Genomic DNA, 18,344 nt, shown 5'->3' on the forward strand with positions numbered 1-18,344 from the left:
ACCTCATGAGATTCTCACACAATATTTATTACAGAACTCATCGAATTGCTTTAATGACTTTTCACTCATATCCGGATGTGTTCTTATTGATGTTAATTTGAGGTTGCGAAGTTGAAAATACTCATCGCTCGGATTGAGTACCGTACTATTCACCCAATTTGTATAATCAACAATCGACCTAACAAGAGCATCATTACTTTTAACTATTTCGTCATATTGAAACAAACGAAGCTTTTGTGGGAATTCTGGATTCATTGGTGTGGCAACAAGACGATACTCTTCCTCTTTTTGATAAACATCCTTGTCCTTCACTGTTTGAAGATTTGATAAATAGCGTCCTTGTTCAAAATAATCAACTATTTTTTCTATATCGACTTGCTCAATATACTTAATGCTGTGACCTTTGATCTTATAATTTGACAGAAACTCATTATCTTCAACATAATCAATTCCCAAACATATATAATCCTTATTACGGTTCCAAAAAACACCTGAATTGCCGTTTGTGCACCAGCACTGACAACGCGTTTGCAAAGAAAGGGCAACTATATTGGTGATTTCTGTATAAATATCATTGTTCGGCATATGCGGATAGTACCTATGGTATATACCAATTAGTTCTTCACACCCTTTTATTGTACTCGCTTTTCTTACATAAAGGCTTTCTAATGTATCTTTCCATATGCCAGCATATCTAAACCTATAATACTTATTAAGAAATGTGTTTTCAAACTCTTTAAAACACATATATCTATACAGTTTCATGTTCTCCCCACCTCCTAACAATTACAACAACATTATAGTCTCTTTAACGACTATTGTCAAGATAGTGATTATATTTTATCATTGTATCAAGGAATTCACGGGGGGTGATACGATGATAAGCTATGAGCCGTTCTGGCGGACGCTGAAGGCCTCGAACGAGTCGACTTATACGCTGATAAAGAAGCATAACATATCCAGCTCCACCATCGATAAGCTCCGCAAAAACAAGCCAATCACCACCACGACGATAAACGATCTCTGTATGATCCTCGCCTGCCCCGTTTCCGATATAATGAAATACGTTCCGTCGGACGCCGACCAGAGGTTGTAACGTCAAACGGAACGTATGTTTTATATACGATTTGCCGGTTTTGCCGGCGTTTTTTATTATGAGGATTGCCGCGAGTTTAGAGTTTAGAGTTATGATGCCGCTGACGCGTCAGTGATGAGTTCGCAGGCGGCGCGGAGCGCGCTCCACTCTTCGACGAGGCGGGGCAGGTCCCACGACGCGTTCGCGGGGCTGGTAGACGGCAGGCGCGTAAACCCGACGCCCGCCGGCGGAGGCGCGAAGCGCCCGAAAAGCTCCTCCGCCTTCGCGCCGTTGAAGAAGACGCGCCTGATATTCAGCTTCGCGATAAGCCCGCCGACGTCGTTGGGTATGACCTCGCAGATGCTCGCGTCGGCGGCGCCCTCTATCTCGCAGGAGGCGCAGACGTCCCAGAGCGCGACGCGGTTGCGCAGCAGGAGCGCCTTCTTATCCGCGACCGTCTCCGGCGTTTCCTCGCCGAAAACCGCGGCGAGCACGCGCCAGAAGCGGTTGTTCGGGTTGCCGTAATAGAAACCCGTCTCGCGCGAAAGCGGCGACGGCATCGTGCCGAGGACCAGCACGGCGCTGTTTTCGTCATAAACCGGCGCGATCTCGTGAACGACTTTTTCCTTTTTTCTCTTAAACACGGCTACAGCCCCATCTTCGTGAAAAGCAGCCAGCAGACGCCGTAGACGACCGGCTGGTGAAGCAGGTAGAAATACACGCTGTTGCGCCCGATGAACGACAGCGGCTTTATATCAAGCCCGCCGTATTTCACGTCGTACTCCTTCTCCTTCAGCCACCTGCCGAAGAAGTGCCCGGCGAGGAAGGCGAAGTAGTACGGTATCATCGGGTAGAAATCGCCGGAGACGAAGTCCCGCGTGACGAAGCCGAGGAAATACAGGTGCTTTATCTCCACCTCGACCGGGAAGACGAACACCGTCGCGAAGAAGGCCGCCATCCCCACCGCCGCTCCGAAAAGCGGATGCACCTGCGCGTGGAACGGGCGCATCAGCGCGACGACGATCATCGAAGCTCCGATCAGACTGAGTATCCCGTAGCGCACCGTCATATCCGGCGTCACGAGCGCCGAAAAGAGCGTCACGATCAGCCCGAACAGAAAGACTATGATTCCCCTGCGCAGCGGATTGCGCGAATAGTTCGTGCATATCCCGGACAGTATTATAAAGCAGACGGCGAAGAAATCGCGCAGGAAAAGCACGAACGGCGCGTCCACTATATGCAGGAAGCCGAAGTCCTTGCCGAACACCCAGTAGAGATCGAACGCGGTGTGGAATATGATGACGAGTATCATCATAAAGCCGCGCAGCGTATCGTAAAGCGCGATGCGCGAAGGGTCGGCGCGTTTGAAAAAGATGCCGTTTTCCATCAGACGTTGAACCTGAAGAGTATCACGTCGCCGTCGCGGACGACGTATTCCTTGCCCTCGCTGCGGTAGAGCCCCTTCTCGCGCGCGGCGGCGATGCTGCCGCAGGCGACGAGGTCTTCGTAGGAGACTATCTCGGCGCGGATAAAGCCGCGCTTGAAGTCGGTGTGTATCTTCCCCGCCGCGTCGGGCGCCTTTGTGCCCTTCGTGATCGTCCAGGCGCGGACCTCGGGCTGTCCGGCGGTGAAGTAGGATATGTAGCCGAGCAGCGCGTAGCACTCGCGGATGAGGCGGTTGAGCCCCGACTCCTCAAGCCCGATCTCCTCGAGGAACATCTTCCGCTCCTCGGGGTCGTCAAAGTCGTTGAGGTCCTGCTCCAGCTTCGCGCAGACGGGGATGATGCCCGCGTGCTCGCGCTCCGCGGTTTCGCGCAGGGCGCGGTAGCCGGCGTTGTTCTCGATGCCGCCGGCGAAGTCCGCCTCGCTCATGTTCGCCGCGTAGATGACCGGCTTGAGCGAAAGCAGCGACACCGTCTCGATGACGGCGCGTTCGTCATCCGTGCATTCGAAGCTGCGGGCGGGGTTGCCGTCGGAAAGGTGCTTCTCGAGGCGCTTCAGCAGGTCGTATTCCTTCTCGAACTTCTTGTCGCCGCCCTTCAGCGCCTTCGCAGTCTTGTCAATGCAGCGCTCGAGCACCTCGAGGTCGGCGAGGATAAGCTCGACGTTTATCGTTTCGCTGTCCGCGACCGGGTCGACGGACGCGCTGACGTGGGTGATGTTCTCATCCTCAAAGCAGCGGACGGTGTGAACGAGGGCGTCGACTTCGCGGATGTGCGAGAGGAACTTGTTGCCGAGCCCTTCGCCGGCGGAGGCGCCCTTGACGATGCCCGCAATGTCGACGAACTCCACCGTCGCGGGAGTCGTCTTGACGGGCGAATACATCTCCGTCAGCTTGTCCAGACGCGCGTCCGGCACGGGCACTACGCCGACGTTCGGCTCGATCGTGCAGAAGGGGTAGTTCGCCGCCTCCGCGCCGCCGCCGACAAGGGCGTTGAAGAGCGTTGATTTGCCGACGTTCGGCAGTCCGATTATTCCGATTTTCATATTTTCACATCCTCGCAATATTTGCACAAATATATTATATACCCGTTTAACGAAAATGTAAAGACGCGGTTTTTATCTTTCCCGCGCTTTACGCGCTGCATTTTTAACATTTTTTCCAATATTTTTAACTAATATTTGAAAAAATAGATTATAATAGAAGGTAGTAAGAAAGAAGGGATAATTATGACAGAAGATTTCAACAGAGATAACCCTACTCCCGAAAGCTACGAAAACCGGCAGTTCTCCGCTCCGCAGGCGGAGGCGCCCGATACCCCCGTTCAGCCGCAGCCCGCTCCGGCGGAGCACAACAGCTACGTCTGGGCCGAAGCCGCGCAGGATAAGAAAAAGAAGAAGGAGCACGGACGCGGATACGCCTTCGGCGTTTCGCTGCTCGCGATCCTGATATGCGCGGTGCTGGTGCTCGCCTCCTTCGGCGTCGTGCACATTGTGCAGAACGCCGGCGGCAGCAGCACGGCTCCCGAGTCTTCGACGGAAGCTCCGGTCGAGCAGAAGACCGGCTTCGACCTCAGCGGCCGCACCGAGGCCGACGAGATCTCCGTCAAGGACGCCGCGCAGAAGATACGCCCCGCGGTCGTCGGCGTCGTCAACTATAAGATGAACTCGCTGACCGCTTCCGGCTACGGCTCCGGCGTCATCATCAACGCCGAGGGCTACGTCGTGACCAACTACCACGTCATCGAGGGCGCGGACCGCGTCAAGATCGTGCTTTACGACAAGAAGGAAGCGCTCGCGAGCATCGTCGGCTCCGATCAGCAGACCGACCTCGCGGTGCTGCAGATAATCGAAGACGACACGATCAAGCACAGCGACCTCGTTTACGCCACCTTCGGCAACTCCGACGAGGTGCAGCTCGCCGAGACCGTCATCGCGATAGGCAACCCCGGCGGCCTTGAATTCGCCGGCACCGTCACCCGCGGCATCGTCTCCGGCATCAACGTCAAGACCGACCTTTCCGGCAACGTCAAGCTGATACAGACAGACGCGGCGATCAACCCCGGCAACTCCGGCGGCCCACTGATCGACCTCTACGGCAACGTCATCGGCATCACCTCGCAGAAGATAGTCGACACGCAGTATGAGGGAATGGGCTTCGCGATCCCCTCCAACACCGTCAAGCCCATCGTCGACAGCATAATGACCTACGGCTACGTGCCCGGCAGGCCGATGATCGGCATCAGCGGCAACACGATAGACGAATACGTCGCCTACTTCAACAACGTGCCGCGCGGAGTGCTGATAACCTCCGTCGACGCCAACACCGACGCCGCTGCGAAGGGGCTGAAGAAGAACGACATCATCACCTCCATCGGCGGAGTCACCGTCAAGACAATGGACGAACTCAACGCCGAGAAGGAGAAGTATTCCGCCGGCGACACCGTCGAGCTCGGCATCTACCGCTATTCCGAAGGCCGCTCCTTCACGGTGAGCGTCGTGCTCTCGGAGTACAAACCCACGGAAACGATGAACTGATCCGAACGCACCCCGACAGGGTTTTCATTTTAATTCCTTCCTATGCGAAACGCCGTCCCCCGGGACGGCGTTTCGTTTTATAATTATTTTTCGGGTTCGACGGTTTTCGGCATATTTCCGCGCTTGTCCGTGATATAATGCGTACATCGCAACTCCCTTCATATACCCTTTGACTTGCCGCTCCCGTGGCGGCGCCCGCCCGCAAGGGCGGTTCCTTCTCCGACAAGGCCGACCTGCATATCGGCACAGCCGAAAGGCAATAAAAGAGTCACCCGCGTTTGAACGTGCAAGCGCGGGTGACGCTGTTTTAGTGAATATTTTGCTCCAAAGGCGCGCAGCGCGTTCAGGCGGCTCCCTCAGACGCAGGGGCGATCTTGAGCCCGCGCAATTACGCGCCAAGCTTTTAGGAGCCAACAACCCCTCAGTCTTATTATCGGCTTTCAGCCGATAATAAGACAGCTCCCCTTGCACAGGGGAGCCTCGGTTGCGCCGACTCCATCGGCGGTGATATTATCGCTGCGCGGCTTACGAAAGCAGGACGTCGGCGATGCGGGCGGCGGCGTTGCCGTCGCCGTAGGGGTTCGCCGCGGACGCCATACGCGCGTATTCCGCATCGTCGTCGAGCAGGCGGCGGAACTCCGCGTAAACGGCGGCTTCGTCCGTGCCGACGAGCTTCAGCGCGCCGGTGGCGACGCCCTCGGGGCGTTCGGTCGTGCGGCGCAGGACGAGCACCGGCTTATTCAGCGCGGGCGCGTCCTCCTGTATGCCGCCGCTGTCGGTCAGCGCCAGGCAGCAGCGCGCGAGCATATTGTGGAAATCGAGCACGCCGAGCGGCTCGGTGAGCTTGATGCGGTCGCATCCCTCAAGCGCCTTCGCGGCCTCGCGCACGTTCGGGTTGAGGTGGACGGGATAGACGAGCTTGACGTCCGGCGTCTCCTCGACGGCGCGGCGCACGGCGGAAAAGATATTCGCGAATGGCTCGCCGAAGTTCTCGCGGCGGTGCGCGGTCATCAGCACGAGGCGGCTTCCCCGCGCCCAGTCGAGCAGCGGGTGCGCGTAGTCCTCGCGGACGGTCGTTTTCAGCGCGTCGATCTCGGTGTTGCCGGTGACAAAGACGCGCTCCGCGGGCACGCCCTCGCGCAGGAGGTTCTCCTTCGCCGCTTCGGTCGGGGCGAAATTATAGTCCGCGACTATCGTCACGGCGCGGCGGTTGAACTCCTCCGGATAAGGCGAGAAGATATCGCCGGTTCGAAGCCCCGCCTCGACGTGGCCGACCTTTATGCGCTTGTAGTAGGCGGAGAGCGCGGCGGCGAAGGTCGTCGTGGTGTCCCCGTGGACGAGCACAACGTCCGGATTTTCGGCGTCGAGCACGCGGTCCATGCCGGAAAGCACCTCGCGGTTTATATCAAACAGCGTTTGCCCCGGGCGCATTACGCCGAGGTTTATATCCGCGCCGACGCCGAACGCGTTCATCACGTCCGCCAGCATCTCCTTATGCTGCCCCGTGAGACAGACGCAAACGCCGCATCCCCTGCGGCGCAGTTCGATTATCACGGGACACATTTTGATAGCTTCCGGCCTCGTACCGAAAGCGGCAAGCACCTTCATTGGCGTTCCTCCGGTTTCGCTTTTCAGCGGCTGAAAATCACACAAGGGCGGACGAAACCGTCCGCCCTTGTGAAATGTGTGGTTGGAATCAAGCGACCCAAACAGCGTAAAGGACTATGGTAGAGTCGCCGATGGTCACGCTGTCGCAGTCGTTATAAGCGACAGCGCCGCCGGAAGTAAGCGACCAGCCGCCGAAGGTGTAGCCTTCTTTGGTGTATTCGCAGGCGGGGAGTTCAACGACCTGACCCTTGCTGAGGTTCTTGATCGGGTTCATAAGCCCGTAACCGCCGCCGGTGCTGAACAGGATCGCCTTCGGCTTGGGATCGGGATCGACCGGAGGATCTTCCGGGTCGGATCCGGAGCCGGAGTCGTCCGTCCAGATCGCGTAGAGTACGACGGACTTCACGCCGATGGTGAACTCGGCCTCGTCGGCGTATTCGACCTCGCCGTCAGCCGCGGTGGACCAGCCGGCGAAGGTCTTGCCTTCGCAGACGTAGGCAACCTTGTCGAGGTTGATGGTCTCGTTGACGTTCAGCTTGTGGGGAGTCATAAGACCGGTGCCTCCGTTGGGGCTGTAGATAACGGCGATATTGTTCTGCTTCCAGACCGCGAACAGCGCGAGATCGGAGTCAAGGGTGACTTCAGCCTTGTCGGCGTAGACGACTTCGCCTTCGGCGGAGGTCGCCCAGCCCTGGAACTTGAAGCCGCCGCGGGTAAACTCGTTGGCGTTCAGCGCGGTAGCGACACCGGTTTCGACTTCCTGATCGGCCATCTCGCCGTCGCCGCCGTTGGCGTTGAAGGTGACGGTCGCCACGAGCTGCTTCCAGACCGCGTAAAGCTTGAGGTCGGAGTCGGTGAGCGTGACTTCAGCCTTGTCGGCGTAGACGACTTCGCCGTCGGCGGAGGTCGCCCATCCGATGAACTCGCTGCCCGCTAAGATGAACTCGTTGGCGTTCAGCGCGGTAGCGACGCCGGCTTCGACTTCCTGATCGGCCATTTCGCCGTCGCCGCCGTTGGCGTTGAAGGTAACGACGAATTTATCGGCGTCGGCCCAGATGGCGTAGAGCGGAAGCTCCGCTTCGTCGCCGGTGAGGGTTATCGGCTCGGTGCCGTCGTAGACGACGGGACCGTCGGGGCTGGTGCCCCAGCCGACGAATCTGCTGCCGGGCTTGTCGAATTCGGGGGCCGGAAGCTCGGTGGGTTCGCCGGCGTTGATAACGACGGGATCCATATCGCCTTCGCCGCCGTTGGGATCAAAGGTAACGGTGGTGGTGAGCTGCTCCCAGAGGGCGAATATCTCATCGCCGTACTGAGTCATGAGCAGATCGCTGCCGATGGCTGCGCCGTCTTCGGTCTCGGACCAGCCGGCGAGCTTATAATACTCTCTGGTCACGTACTCGCCGTCGCCGAGCTCGTCAAGGATGCTGAAGCCGAGTCTGGCCTGCAGCTCGTCCTCGCCCGTCAGCGTGCCGCCGTTGGGGTTGAGCTTGAGCGCGGTGGTGACGTAGGCGTACACCCAGTCGTTCTCGTCGCCTCTGTTGGTGACCTGAACGCCGAGGACGCATTTGCCGTTAAGCTTGAGAGGAGTGAGCGGAAGCTCCTTGGCAAGCGCTTCGCCGGACAGTATGTCGGAAGCGTAGAAGCCCTTTGAGGTAACCTGAGCGTTCTGCCTGCCGTTCGTGGGGTCGGAGATGTCGTCGACGTTCTGGTAGACGTAGAACATGACGTATTCTTCTTCGCCGATGTTCTGCGCCTTCGCGTTGGCGGCAATAGTTCCGACCTCGGCGCCGTCAGCGTAGGTGTAGACCGCGCTGAGCTCCGAGACGGACTCGGAGGTCGGCACGGTATCGGCCGCGGCGAAAACCACCGCGCCGAAAAGCACCGACAGAGCTATGCACGCCGAGAGGAAGAACGAGGCAAGTCTTTTGCCTGTTTTCATTTTCATTGCGTACCTCCTCGAATTAAGCAACCTGGATGCCGGATTCGATGTCGATCCAGTTCAGCGAACCGGAGAGATCAACCTCGTCGTATACGATGTACATATCGACGTACTCGAAGGTGTTGGAGTTGAGGATCAGGGAAACGTCAGCCTTGGCTTCGCCCTTCTCGACGTAGACGGGGACGTAGAACAGAACGGTGGAACCGTCCTTCAGCTGAGCGGCGGCGATGACGTAAACGTCACGGTCCATATACCCGGCGTCGTTCTTGACGACCTCAATCTTGACTTCCTTGAAGCCGATGCCGTAGGCGGAATCGGTCACGGTGTGTTCGCCGAAGGTGTAGTCGGCGAGCGGGTTCTGCTCGTAGACGGCGAAGTATTCGGCGTCCGCGGTGATATTGGTGAAGTCGGTGACGGCTTCGCCGGTGCCCTCGGCGTTGTCGTACCAGCCGAGGAATCTGTAAGCGTAGCGGTCGGTGTCCGCGGGAGCGGTGACGCTGCCGCCTTCGGCGACTACGTTAGCAACGCTGACGGCGTCGTCGCCGTGGAAGTAGTTGAACCTCACGGTGTAGAGGACGGGTTCCTGCGTGCCGGCGACGTTGACGCTGATATAAACGTCGGACTTGATGTTTTCGACGGTGTAAAGACCGGAAGCGTCGGGAGTGAGCGTCTCGCCGTTGGCGGTGACGACGGCGTTCTCGCCGTCGACTCCGTCAGCGTACTCGACCGTGAAGGCGTAGCTGCCGTCGTACTTGACGGTGGTGTCATAGCCGTCGGCGGTCTTCACTTCGTAATCGACGGAGGTCGGAAGCGTGACGGTGTAGGTCTTCTCGGTCCATGTGGCAGTCAGCTCGATGTCGGCGGTGACTTCAGCGGAGAAGTCGTACGCGGCGCCGTTCAGCTGCCAGCCTGCGAAGTCGTAGCCTTCCTTCTCGGGAGCAGCGGGCTCGACGGCCTTGCCGCCCTTGATGACGGTCTGCGAAGCGACGTCGCTGCCGCCGTCGGAGTTGAAGGAAACGGTGCAGCTCGCGAATTCATAAACCGCGAACAGATCGATATCGCCGGTCACCGCGGTCTCGAAGTCGTACTCAGCGGCTCCGAGGTACCAGGCGACGAAGGCGTGACCGTCGGGAAGGTTGTCGGCGGCGTTGTCTTTGCCCCAGACGGCCTTCTCGCCGTACTCAACCTCTTCGTTCTTGACAACGGCGAGCTCGCCGTCGACGTAGGCGTAGTAGTTGACGTTGTTGACTATCTTCGTGAGGTAGTAGTCGACGAAGACGTCGCCGTCGGGAACGACGAAGAGTATCGCGAGGTCGTTCAGACGGATGAAATCAAGAGGCTCGCCGAACGCGCCGTCCATGGCGGTGACGTAGAGCTCGGAGACTTCATAGCCCTCGGGAACGGTGCTGAGGGAGATCCAGTTGTCGCCGGGTCTGACGTTCCACTCGGCGGTCAGATCGTCGAGGACCTCGGTCTCGTTGACGATGTATCTCTCGGTGACGGTGTAGGCGTTTCTGCGCCACACGATCGTGACGTCAACGTCTGCTTCGGGCTGCGTGAAGGTGAGCGTCGTATCGCCGACAAGCGCGGCGTCGATAAATTCATGGAAAGGAGCAATTTCCGCAACGATGTAATACTCAGCGATCATGTAGTCCGCGCCCGGAGCTTCGAGCGTGACGGATGTTTCGGAACCCGCGGGATTGTTGTTGATCTCGCGGCTGCTGATGAGGAGGCCGCTCTCGTCGACGTTGGAAACCGTTACTTTGAACATATTGGCCTTCCAATCGATGTTGACGATGACGTCGTCCTCGGGCATTTCAAAGGAGTAGACGTTCTCGCCGACGGCGACAAGATCGTACGAGACGGTTTCGTCGGCGGCGCTGACGGCGGTGATCTCATTGATCACGTAGCCGTCTTCGTATCCGGCGGGAGCGGTCGCGATGATGATCGCGGTGGTGCCGGCGTCGGTGGGAACGGTTTCGGTCTCGATCACCTGGCCGTTGACGAGGTCGTTGATCGTGACGTTGAAGGTGATCTTCTTGAGCACGACGGTGACGTCAACGTCAGCCTCGGGCATCGTGAAGTAGTAGGCGCCGGCGAGGTTGCCGACGTTCAGAACCTCGACGAAGAGACCGTTCACGGCGGTGGTGGCGATGACGTCTTCAACGGCGTAGCCGTCGGGAACGTCGATCGCGAAGATGTGCTTGTCGCCGACCATAACGCCGGTGTCGGTCCACTCGGCGACGACGTCGGTTCCGTCATAGGACGCGTAGTTCACGTCGAAGAGCACGGACTTGTAAATGATGACGACGTCGACCTTAGCGGCGGGCATCGTGAAGGAGTAGGATCCGTTGCCGAGATCCTCGACGTCGATCACCTCAACGAAGGTATCGCTGATGGTGGCGAGCGCGAAGACGTCTTCGACGGCGTATCCGGCGGGAGCGTTACCCGCAAAGACGAAGGTCGAACCGACGGCGATGTCCTCGACCGTCCACTGATCGGCGATCTCGCTTCCCTTGTAGGAAACGAAGTCGATGTCGAACAGAGTCGCGGTGAAGTCGACCGTGAGGGTGACGTTGCCTTCCGGCATATCGAAGTAGTAAGCGCCGGCGATGGAATCGAGCGCGAAGACTTCGACGAACGCGTCGCCGGTCTCATAGGTGCCGAAAATCTCGCTTACGGCGTAGCCCTGAGGCGCTTCGACGGTGAAGATGACCTTATCGCCGACGTTGGCGGAGTCGGGGCCGACGTAGTAATCGGTATCGTCAACCGTGCCGTCCTCGAAAACGTTCACGGCGGTAATGGTGAACTGCGACTTGGCATAGACCAGGCAGATCTTGACTTCGCCCTCGGGCATATCGAAGTAATACGCGCCGGCGATGGAGTCGATCGGGAACACTTCGACGAACGCGGTTCCCGCGGTCATAACGCCGTAGATTTCCTTGAGGGTATAGCCGTCGGGATTGGCGACGGTGAAGAACACTCTCTCGCCGACAACGGCGGTGTCGGCGCCGTCGTAATAAACGGTGTCGTCATCGTTGCCGTCCTCGAAGATATTCGCGGAGGTAATGCCGTATTCGGTGTTGCTGTAGATCAGGTGAACGGTGACGGGCGCGTCGGGCATTACGAAGGAGTAAGCGCCGGCGATCTCCTCAAGTTCAACGACCTCGACGAAGTCCATTCCGGCTCCGGCGGTGACGAATACTTCGGGCGCACTGTAGCCGTTGATCTCGGCGCCGTAGAAGACTACGGTCTCACCGGGATCCGCGGTGGCGGGTCCGTTGTAATAGGTCTCCGGATCGGCGCTCTCGGCTCCGTCAAACAGCGCGACGGGAGTGATGTCGTGCCTGTTGGCGGTGTAGACGACGTTGATGGTTATCGGCTGATCGGGCATCGTCAGTCTGTAGCTGTTCGCGCCGATGTTCTCGATCGGGAGATCGAGCAGGGTCGCGAAGGACGTGCCGGCGTAACCGAGAACGTAGATGGTATCGACGGCGTATCCCGCCTTGGGATCGACGTTGAAGACAACGGCGTCGCCCGCGGCTATCTCATCGTCGATGATGACCTGATAGTCCGCGTCGTCGCTGTGTCCGCCGTCATAAATGTGGTTGACGACGGCGCTGTTAAGTATGCAGCGGTAGATGACGTTCATCTCGAGGTCGTAGTCAGGCATCGTGATGTGATAAACGCCCTGAACGGGATTATCATACTGAAGGTCTTCTACGAACAGCGAGAAGTCGGCTCCGCTGGGAGTCGTAAAGTAAACGTCCTCGATGATGTAGCCCTGCGGAGCGATGACCGTTACGAGAGGAGTCTCCCCCTCCTCGTAGGAGCCGTAAAGCTCGTCATACGAGTTGGCGGCGTTGTAGCCGTCGCTGAAAATGTGGTTGATGGTTATACCGTGCTGCCCAGCGGCGCTCGCGGTGAGCGCGACAGGTGAAATCACCAGAGTGCTGAGCAGGAGCATAACAACTAAGCATGAAGACAGTATTGAAGTCAATACTTTTTTGGTGTTAGAACTCTTCAATGTTAGTGCTCCTTTCCAATAGTTGTTGTGTAATCAAAACCCGGCAGTAAGCATGACGTCGGCAGTGCCGCCTCTATCATGCCGAAAGCAGGTAAGATAACCGAAGTTTGCGCGAAAGATGCTTTCATTCTGTCACTCCTCTTTGCGGTCGAAAAGACCGGTCAAATGAATCGACGGCGTCTCTCTCGTAGACGAGTGAATACGCGGCGTCCCCTCCTGCGCCCGTCGAACGCGGGGGCGCGGCGCTTGTCCGGCGGAAAAACTCCGCGCGCTTTTTCACAGTACGCAAAGCGAGCGCTTCGGGACACTTTTCCACCCGGAAACACTATCACCCGTATATATACGATTGTATTATAGCAATCAGATGCCGATTTTGTCAAGGGTTTTGTGAAAAAAGCGCAAAAAAATATAATGGAAATGTGATAAGTTTATCCGATCGGCGGGCCGGGACTTTCTACATAATAAATATACGTTCCGCGTGACCGGCGCGCCCGTTCTCCCCCGCCGCGCACGCTTGCGCCTTTCCCGCCGCGCCCCGCGTGAAACGGCGCGGTATCACAAACGCAAAAACGCGGAGCCGTCCGAAGACGACTCCGCGTTCAGCGGTATTATTTACATATTACCTGTGCGGTCGGCTCGCGCCTCCCGCTTGTCGCGGCGCAAACTCAGAGCTTGACGCCGGTGACGGTGAGGATGCCTGCGGCGTCGACGGTGCCTTCATAGTTGACGGGCTTGCCGTCGATGAAGAACCACGCGCTGACGGTCTGGCCGGCGCGGGAGGTTCCGACGTAGGAGGTGACCGTCAGGTCGCCGTCGTAAACGTCGTCGATCTCTTCGCCGTTGACGGTGAAGCTGAAGCTCTTGAAGAGGACCAGCTTCGGCAGGCCGGAGTTGTCCTTGCCGGAGGCACGGAGCAGAGCCAGATACGCGGGCTCCTTGTGGGTGATTTCGGTCACGTGCATCTCGACGTTCTGCATGAACTCGCCGGTGACGACGAGGTCGGTGTTGGTGTCCTCATCCTCGAGGGAGGCGGGCTCATACGGAGCGGGATTGACGGTCAGGACGACTCTCGCTTCGATGATCTCGTAGAGATCGATGAAGTTGGCGTCCGGAGTGAAGACGACGTCAAACGCGCTGCCGGTCTGGCTGGAGAGCGGCTGAGCGTCCGGAGTTACCCAGGACCAGGTGCCGGTCACGATGCCGGTGTCCGCGCCGGAGAGGACGGAGTCGCCGACGGTCTGCGGATACTGGATCGCGGAGGCGGTGGGCAGCGTGTAGCCCTTGATGACGCCCTTGCCGATGGTTCCGGTAGGATCGGAAGCGACGGTGTCGAGCGCGTTGTCGGAAACGACGACCGCGTAGACGAAGGAGCCGATGTCGGCGGCGGCGATCGTGTAGGTCTCGCCGGTGCCGACGGTTTCGCCCGCTTCGTTGCGCCACTCGATGGCGTAAACGCCGCCGAGATATTCGGGAACGTCGGTGACCGTGGCGGTCAGGACTTCGTCGTATCTCTCGGTGCCGCTGATGGTGACGACAGTGCCGGCGACGGAGCCCTTCGCGGTGGTGATTTCAACCGCGACGGAAACGTCGGAAGCGATGTGATCGTCATTCTCGGCGATGTAGGCGCTGATCGCGTAGGCGGTGTTCGGGAGCAGGCCGGTGAAGACGTTGCTGTCCTGCCACTCGCCGTCGTTCAGCTTATACTTGGCTCCCGTGATGGGGGTAACGGTGATGGAGGTATCGGTGGTCTCGGCCATCTCGACGACAGGAGTCTCGGGCTTGTCGATGATCCTCTGGAGGACCTTCGCGGCGGCGGCGATATCGGTCGCGGCCGCATCGAGGTCGTAGTAAGCGTCAACGCCGGCGGCGATTTCGGTCGCCCACAGGGTCGCGTCGATCGCCTTGACGGCGTCGATGTTCGCCTTAAGAGCGGAACGGTCGACAGCGTCGAACTTATCGTTGACTTCCTTGACAGCGGCGGTCGCTTCGAGTACGTCATCCTGATCAACGGAGCTCTTGGCGGCTTCGGCTTCGGCGATGAGATCGGCGTACTTGTTATCGAAGTCGTAGCCCTGAAGCTTCGTAATCTCGGTTTCAAGAGCGGTGACGTCGGCCTGAGTCGGGGCGACGATCGTCTTGTAGCCGCGGAGGTCGGAAACGGCGACCGTGGTGCCGTTCTCGGCGCCGTAGGCTTCGATGATGAAGACGATAACGTTCTCAAGCTCGGTCTGCGCGAACTTCGCGGACCAGAAGGCCGCCTCGAAGTAGCTGAACGGAATGTTGATATAGCCGTCCGCGGCAACGTATTCGGGCTTGATCTTCATCGCGTACATTTCTCTGTGGCCGGAGAAAGGAGCGCTCGGAGCGCAGTTGGAGAGACCGATAAGGATTCTCTCAACGGGCTTATCCGCCTCGAGCTTGAAGCGGATACCTTCCGCCTTGGAAAGTCCGGCGACGTTGAGCGCCGGGAAAGCGCCGTTTTCATCAGGCTGCAGGGTCTGACTGCGGTCCATGTTCTTCCAGCCCATGGCCTTGCCGGTGAAGTCGGCGGTCGCGGTCATGGAGAGGTTGCCGTCAGCAGCAAAGGTGGTGTTTCTGGAGAAGTCGCCGGCGTTCCAGGCGCCGTTGACGTTAAGTCCTTCGCCGATGGAGTCGCACAGCTTGTCGCTGTTCGCGGTAACGGTGGCGTTGACGTCGTCGGTGGTCCAGCCTTCCATCAGGTTGCCGGTAACGGTCTTGACGTTGGCGGGAACGAGGTTCGCCTTGGCGGCGGCAGCGGCGTCAACGTCGAGCGCCGCGGCGGCCTGAGCAAGAGGAGCCCAGCTCTCGGGAGTATAGTTGTACTCCCAATAGTTGCCGATAATGGCCTCCTTGATGCAGCCGTTGATGATGTCGGTCTGCGCGTCGACTTCGCTCTGGAAAGCGGCGTATTCGTCATAGACTGCCTGCGCCGCGGCGAGCTGAGAGGCGTATGCGGTGGAGTTGAGGCCGGTCAGCGTCGCGATAGCTTCGCCGAGAGCGGTCTTGTCAGCGGGCCCCGTTCTGAACAGCTGCATATCGGACAGATACAGCGCACCGCCGTTATAGCTACTGGAAGAGTTGAAGTTGCTGGTCTGGACAATGAGCTTGATATTGTCGTAAATCCAGCTGTAGCCGCCGTACTTCTCGAAGAACTTCGTGCTGGAACTCCAGCCGCTTACGAAATCCTTGAAGTAGAAGTAGTAATAACCGTCGTGATAGACAGCGGTATAGGCGTTGTCGGGATCATCGGGGTTATTCTCGAATGTCTTATCGGTGGCGTAAGGATAACTGGTGTTGTTCCAGGATTTCGCACCGGACCCGACGAGCATAAGCTGAACTATATGCTGCTTGGCGGAAGCCGCATTAAAGCTGGGCTTGTCGCCGTAAGAGTTCTGGATGGCGATCCTGATGCCGTCGAACGCATTCATCTTATTGACCGCCTTGTAGTCGCCGAAGATATCGCCGAGCTGGCTGACGGCGGCTCTGTCCGCGACGTTGGAGGAGGTGGAGAAGACCGCGGACCAGGAGTTCGGAGTGTTAGTGCCGAGCTCGAGCTTCAGCGCCTGAGTGGCCTGACCGACGGTGTGGTGGTTGACCAGTTCGGCCTTCGTGCCGGAATCGCTACCGGCAAGAGCGGACTGCGCGTTATAGGCGTCGACAGTTGCCTGAGTCCAGTTCTGGATGCCGGGGAGCTGCTGGAAGATATAATCCTTATCGAACGCGTCGGCATTGAGCGCGCTCTTGAGAATGGCGGTCTGCGCATCGACCTGCTCCTGAGTAGTGGCGGTGTCTTTATAGACCGTTTCCGCGGAGCTAATCAGAGCGGCGTCGACGTTGGCCGCCTTCGCGTCACGGATGGCTCTGTGGAGCTCCGTGGTATCGGCTGCGCCGATCAGGAACGCGTCCTCGATCCAGAACTTGACGTCTACGGACGGAGAAGCCGTCTTGAACGCAAAGTTCATCGTGATGGAGTCGACGATTCCGTCATACGCCTTGTCGATCGTATCGATTCCGCTTCTGTCGTAGCCGTTGACGGTAAGGGCGGAAAGGTCGAATACCCAGTAGCCGTTGATCTTGGTGGGCGACTTGGCGTAAACGACCACGCCGTGATAATTGTCATCACTCGGAAGGGTCTGAGACGTGCCGAGGGTGACCTGCGAGATCTTGTTGAACGCGGACTGGAACGCAGCATCGCCGTTGACCTTTATCGCGAGCTTCGACTTGTTGGAAATTTCCGCGTCGCCGAAGATATCGACGCTATCGATCAGATCAATCCTGTTATAGAAGGTAGCGTTCTTTGCGGTGGATATATAACCGTAAAGTCCCCACTGGTCGCCTTCGGCAGGAGTCGTCGCAGAAATGATGAGCTTGCCCTGAGCGTCCTTGGAATAAGTAACGTTAGACAGGTTCTTCGCAGTAGACTGCCAGCCGTTCTTAACGCCCATCTTCGCCGCCTGGCTCAGAGTATACTGGTTGATCAGCGGAAGGTGCATGATGGCGCCGGACATAAGTCCTCTGGCGGCGTTGATCTGCTCCTGAGTAGCGGTGGGATCTTTATAGACCGCCTCGGCAGCGGTAACGTCGAGTCCGTTCGCTTTGCCGTTGGCAATGTCGTTGTAAAGCAGTCTCGAATCGGTTTCGCCTATGACGCAGAAGTCTTCGATCCAGAACTGGATTTCCGACGAGGCGGTGCCGAACTGCATCGCGAAGTTCACGGAGTCAAGGATTCCGTCATAGGTCTCGGGAATGCTGAATACCGTGTTGCTGTTGCCGCTGTCGTAAGTGGCGCCGGCGAAATCATATACGTAATAATCGCCCTGCTTCACGCCGTTCTCGAGCTTGACGATAGCGATCTGCTTGCTGCTGTTGAGGGTAAGGTTTACCTTCTTCAATTGAGCAAAGAACGTATCGTTACCGCCGAACTTGATAGCGATGCCCTTCTTGTTGGAGAGCTCAGCGTCACCGAAAACGTTGATGCTGTTGATAAGCCCGACCTTCTTGATGGGGTTCGCGCGCGCGGAGGTGCTCCATACGAAATAGCTTCTGCCGTAATAGAGCTCGCTTCCGGTAGTGGCGTTGAAAACGACTCTGCCCTGTTCGTCCTTGGTAAGAGTGACATTGGAGGCGTTTCTGGCATCGGACCAGTAGTCGTTATGTATCGAGTTGTTGCCCGACACGACCATTTTTAGCAGTTCCGCATCGGTATACTGGTTGACGAAGGGGATGCTCATCCAAACGTCATCGTTCTCTATCTCGGCGGAGGCGTTGAAAACGACTACTCCGCTGAACAGAGCCAGTACCATCGCGAAAGCAAGCAGGGTACTAAGGATTTTTTTCATTTTGTTGCTTCCTCTTTTCTTGAATAATTTTCGCGAAATTGGGTTTGCTTTGATCGACTGAACATAGGTTTCGATCGGACGGTTTCGTTTGCGCCGATGGGTGACGGCGCGCGTCCGGTCATTTTTGCATCACTCCTCCTTGATTGTCGGGTTTTTATATACATTTATTTCGCTGCTGAATCTACCCGGCGGCGAAAGTATCGGACGGCGGCGTTCTTCGCTTTTTCTCCTCACAAAAAACACTACCACCCCGTATATATACGCTTGTATTATAACAATTCTATCACACAATTGTCAAGTGTTTTGGGCAAAAAGCATAAAAAAGCTCGACGCTTTTGGCTATTTTGCGCAAAACGC

Annotated in this window: 10 protein-coding genes; 2 read left to right on the forward strand and 8 right to left on the reverse strand. The window is 57.6% G+C overall.

Annotation, left to right across the window (positions count from 1 at the left end):
* Positions 1-3: 3 nt before the first annotated feature.
* Positions 4-765 carry a hypothetical protein gene (locus tag J5441_03350; protein ID MBO4934191.1) on the reverse strand — a complete coding sequence of 254 codons (762 nt, stop codon included), beginning with the start codon at positions 763-765 and terminating at the stop codon, positions 4-6.
* 112 nt (positions 766-877) lie between these two features.
* Between J5441_03350 and J5441_03355 the strand changes: the two genes are divergently transcribed.
* The gene (locus J5441_03355) at positions 878-1,096 is read left to right on the forward strand and encodes a helix-turn-helix transcriptional regulator (GenBank protein ID MBO4934192.1); all 219 of its coding nucleotides are present in this window, start codon (positions 878-880) and stop codon (positions 1,094-1,096) included.
* An 89-nt stretch (positions 1,097-1,185) separates the two neighbouring features.
* Here the strand turns inward: J5441_03355 and J5441_03360 are convergent, their stop codons facing one another.
* From J5441_03360 to ychF, 3 genes are read right to left on the reverse strand one after another with little or no spacing between them, the layout of a single operon-like run.
* Positions 1,186-1,719: a DNA-deoxyinosine glycosylase gene (locus tag J5441_03360; GenBank protein ID MBO4934193.1), complete on the reverse strand. Its 534-nt coding sequence runs from the start codon at positions 1,717-1,719 to the stop codon at positions 1,186-1,188.
* A 2-nt stretch (positions 1,720-1,721) separates the two neighbouring features.
* Positions 1,722-2,462, reverse strand: a complete 741-nt coding sequence (locus J5441_03365) for a DUF1624 domain-containing protein (protein ID MBO4934194.1) — start codon at positions 2,460-2,462, stop codon at positions 1,722-1,724.
* The gene (ychF, locus tag J5441_03370; protein MBO4934195.1) at positions 2,462-3,562 is read right to left on the reverse strand and encodes a redox-regulated ATPase YchF; all 1,101 of its coding nucleotides are present in this window, start codon (positions 3,560-3,562) and stop codon (positions 2,462-2,464) included. The genes J5441_03365 and ychF overlap by 1 nt, the downstream gene beginning before the upstream one ends.
* 183 nt (positions 3,563-3,745) lie before the next feature.
* Between ychF and J5441_03375 the strand changes: the two genes are divergently transcribed.
* A complete protein-coding gene (locus tag J5441_03375) occupies positions 3,746-5,053 on the forward strand; it encodes a trypsin-like peptidase domain-containing protein (protein MBO4934196.1) in 1,308 nt (435 codons plus the stop codon).
* A gap of 525 nt (positions 5,054-5,578) precedes the next feature.
* Here the strand turns inward: J5441_03375 and wecB are convergent.
* From wecB to J5441_03395, 4 genes are all read right to left on the reverse strand, one after another.
* Positions 5,579-6,661 carry a UDP-N-acetylglucosamine 2-epimerase (non-hydrolyzing) gene (gene wecB / locus J5441_03380; protein ID MBO4934197.1) on the reverse strand — a complete coding sequence of 361 codons (1,083 nt, stop codon included), beginning with the start codon at positions 6,659-6,661 and terminating at the stop codon, positions 5,579-5,581.
* 88 nt (positions 6,662-6,749) lie between these two features.
* Complete coding sequence (locus tag J5441_03385) at positions 6,750-8,606, reverse strand: InlB B-repeat-containing protein (protein MBO4934198.1); 1,857 nt, start codon at positions 8,604-8,606, stop codon at positions 6,750-6,752.
* Between the two features lie 16 nt (positions 8,607-8,622).
* Positions 8,623-12,627 carry an InlB B-repeat-containing protein gene (locus J5441_03390; GenBank protein ID MBO4934199.1) on the reverse strand — a complete coding sequence of 1,335 codons (4,005 nt, stop codon included), beginning with the start codon at positions 12,625-12,627 and terminating at the stop codon, positions 8,623-8,625.
* A 665-nt stretch (positions 12,628-13,292) separates the two neighbouring features.
* On the reverse strand, positions 13,293-17,987 hold the full coding sequence (locus J5441_03395; GenBank protein MBO4934200.1) for a hypothetical protein: 4,695 nt from the start codon (positions 17,985-17,987) through the stop codon (positions 13,293-13,295).
* Positions 17,988-18,344 lie beyond the last annotated feature (357 nt).

The organism is Clostridia bacterium (genome assembly GCA_017620395.1).
Lineage (GTDB): Bacteria > Bacillota > Clostridia > Oscillospirales > RGIG8002 > RGIG8002.

Bases quoted from the DNA above. Each gene is read 5' to 3' on its own strand.
- J5441_03350 (MBO4934191.1), bottom strand. From the start codon at position 765: ATGAAACTGTATAGATATATGTGTTTTAAAGAGTTTGAAAACACATTT.
- J5441_03355 (MBO4934192.1), top strand. From the start codon at position 878: ATGATAAGCTATGAGCCGTTCTGGCGGACGCTGAAGGCCTCGAACGAG.
- J5441_03365 (MBO4934194.1), bottom strand. From the start codon at position 2,462: ATGGAAAACGGCATCTTTTTCAAACGCGCCGACCCTTCGCGCATCGCG.
- ychF (MBO4934195.1), bottom strand. From the start codon at position 3,562: ATGAAAATCGGAATAATCGGACTGCCGAACGTCGGCAAATCAACGCTC.
- J5441_03375 (MBO4934196.1), top strand. From the start codon at position 3,746: ATGACAGAAGATTTCAACAGAGATAACCCTACTCCCGAAAGCTACGAA.
- wecB (MBO4934197.1), bottom strand. From the start codon at position 6,661: ATGAAGGTGCTTGCCGCTTTCGGTACGAGGCCGGAAGCTATCAAAATG.
- J5441_03385 (MBO4934198.1), bottom strand. From the start codon at position 8,606: ATGAAAATGAAAACAGGCAAAAGACTTGCCTCGTTCTTCCTCTCGGCG.
- J5441_03395 (MBO4934200.1), bottom strand. From the start codon at position 17,987: ATGAAAAAAATCCTTAGTACCCTGCTTGCTTTCGCGATGGTACTGGCT.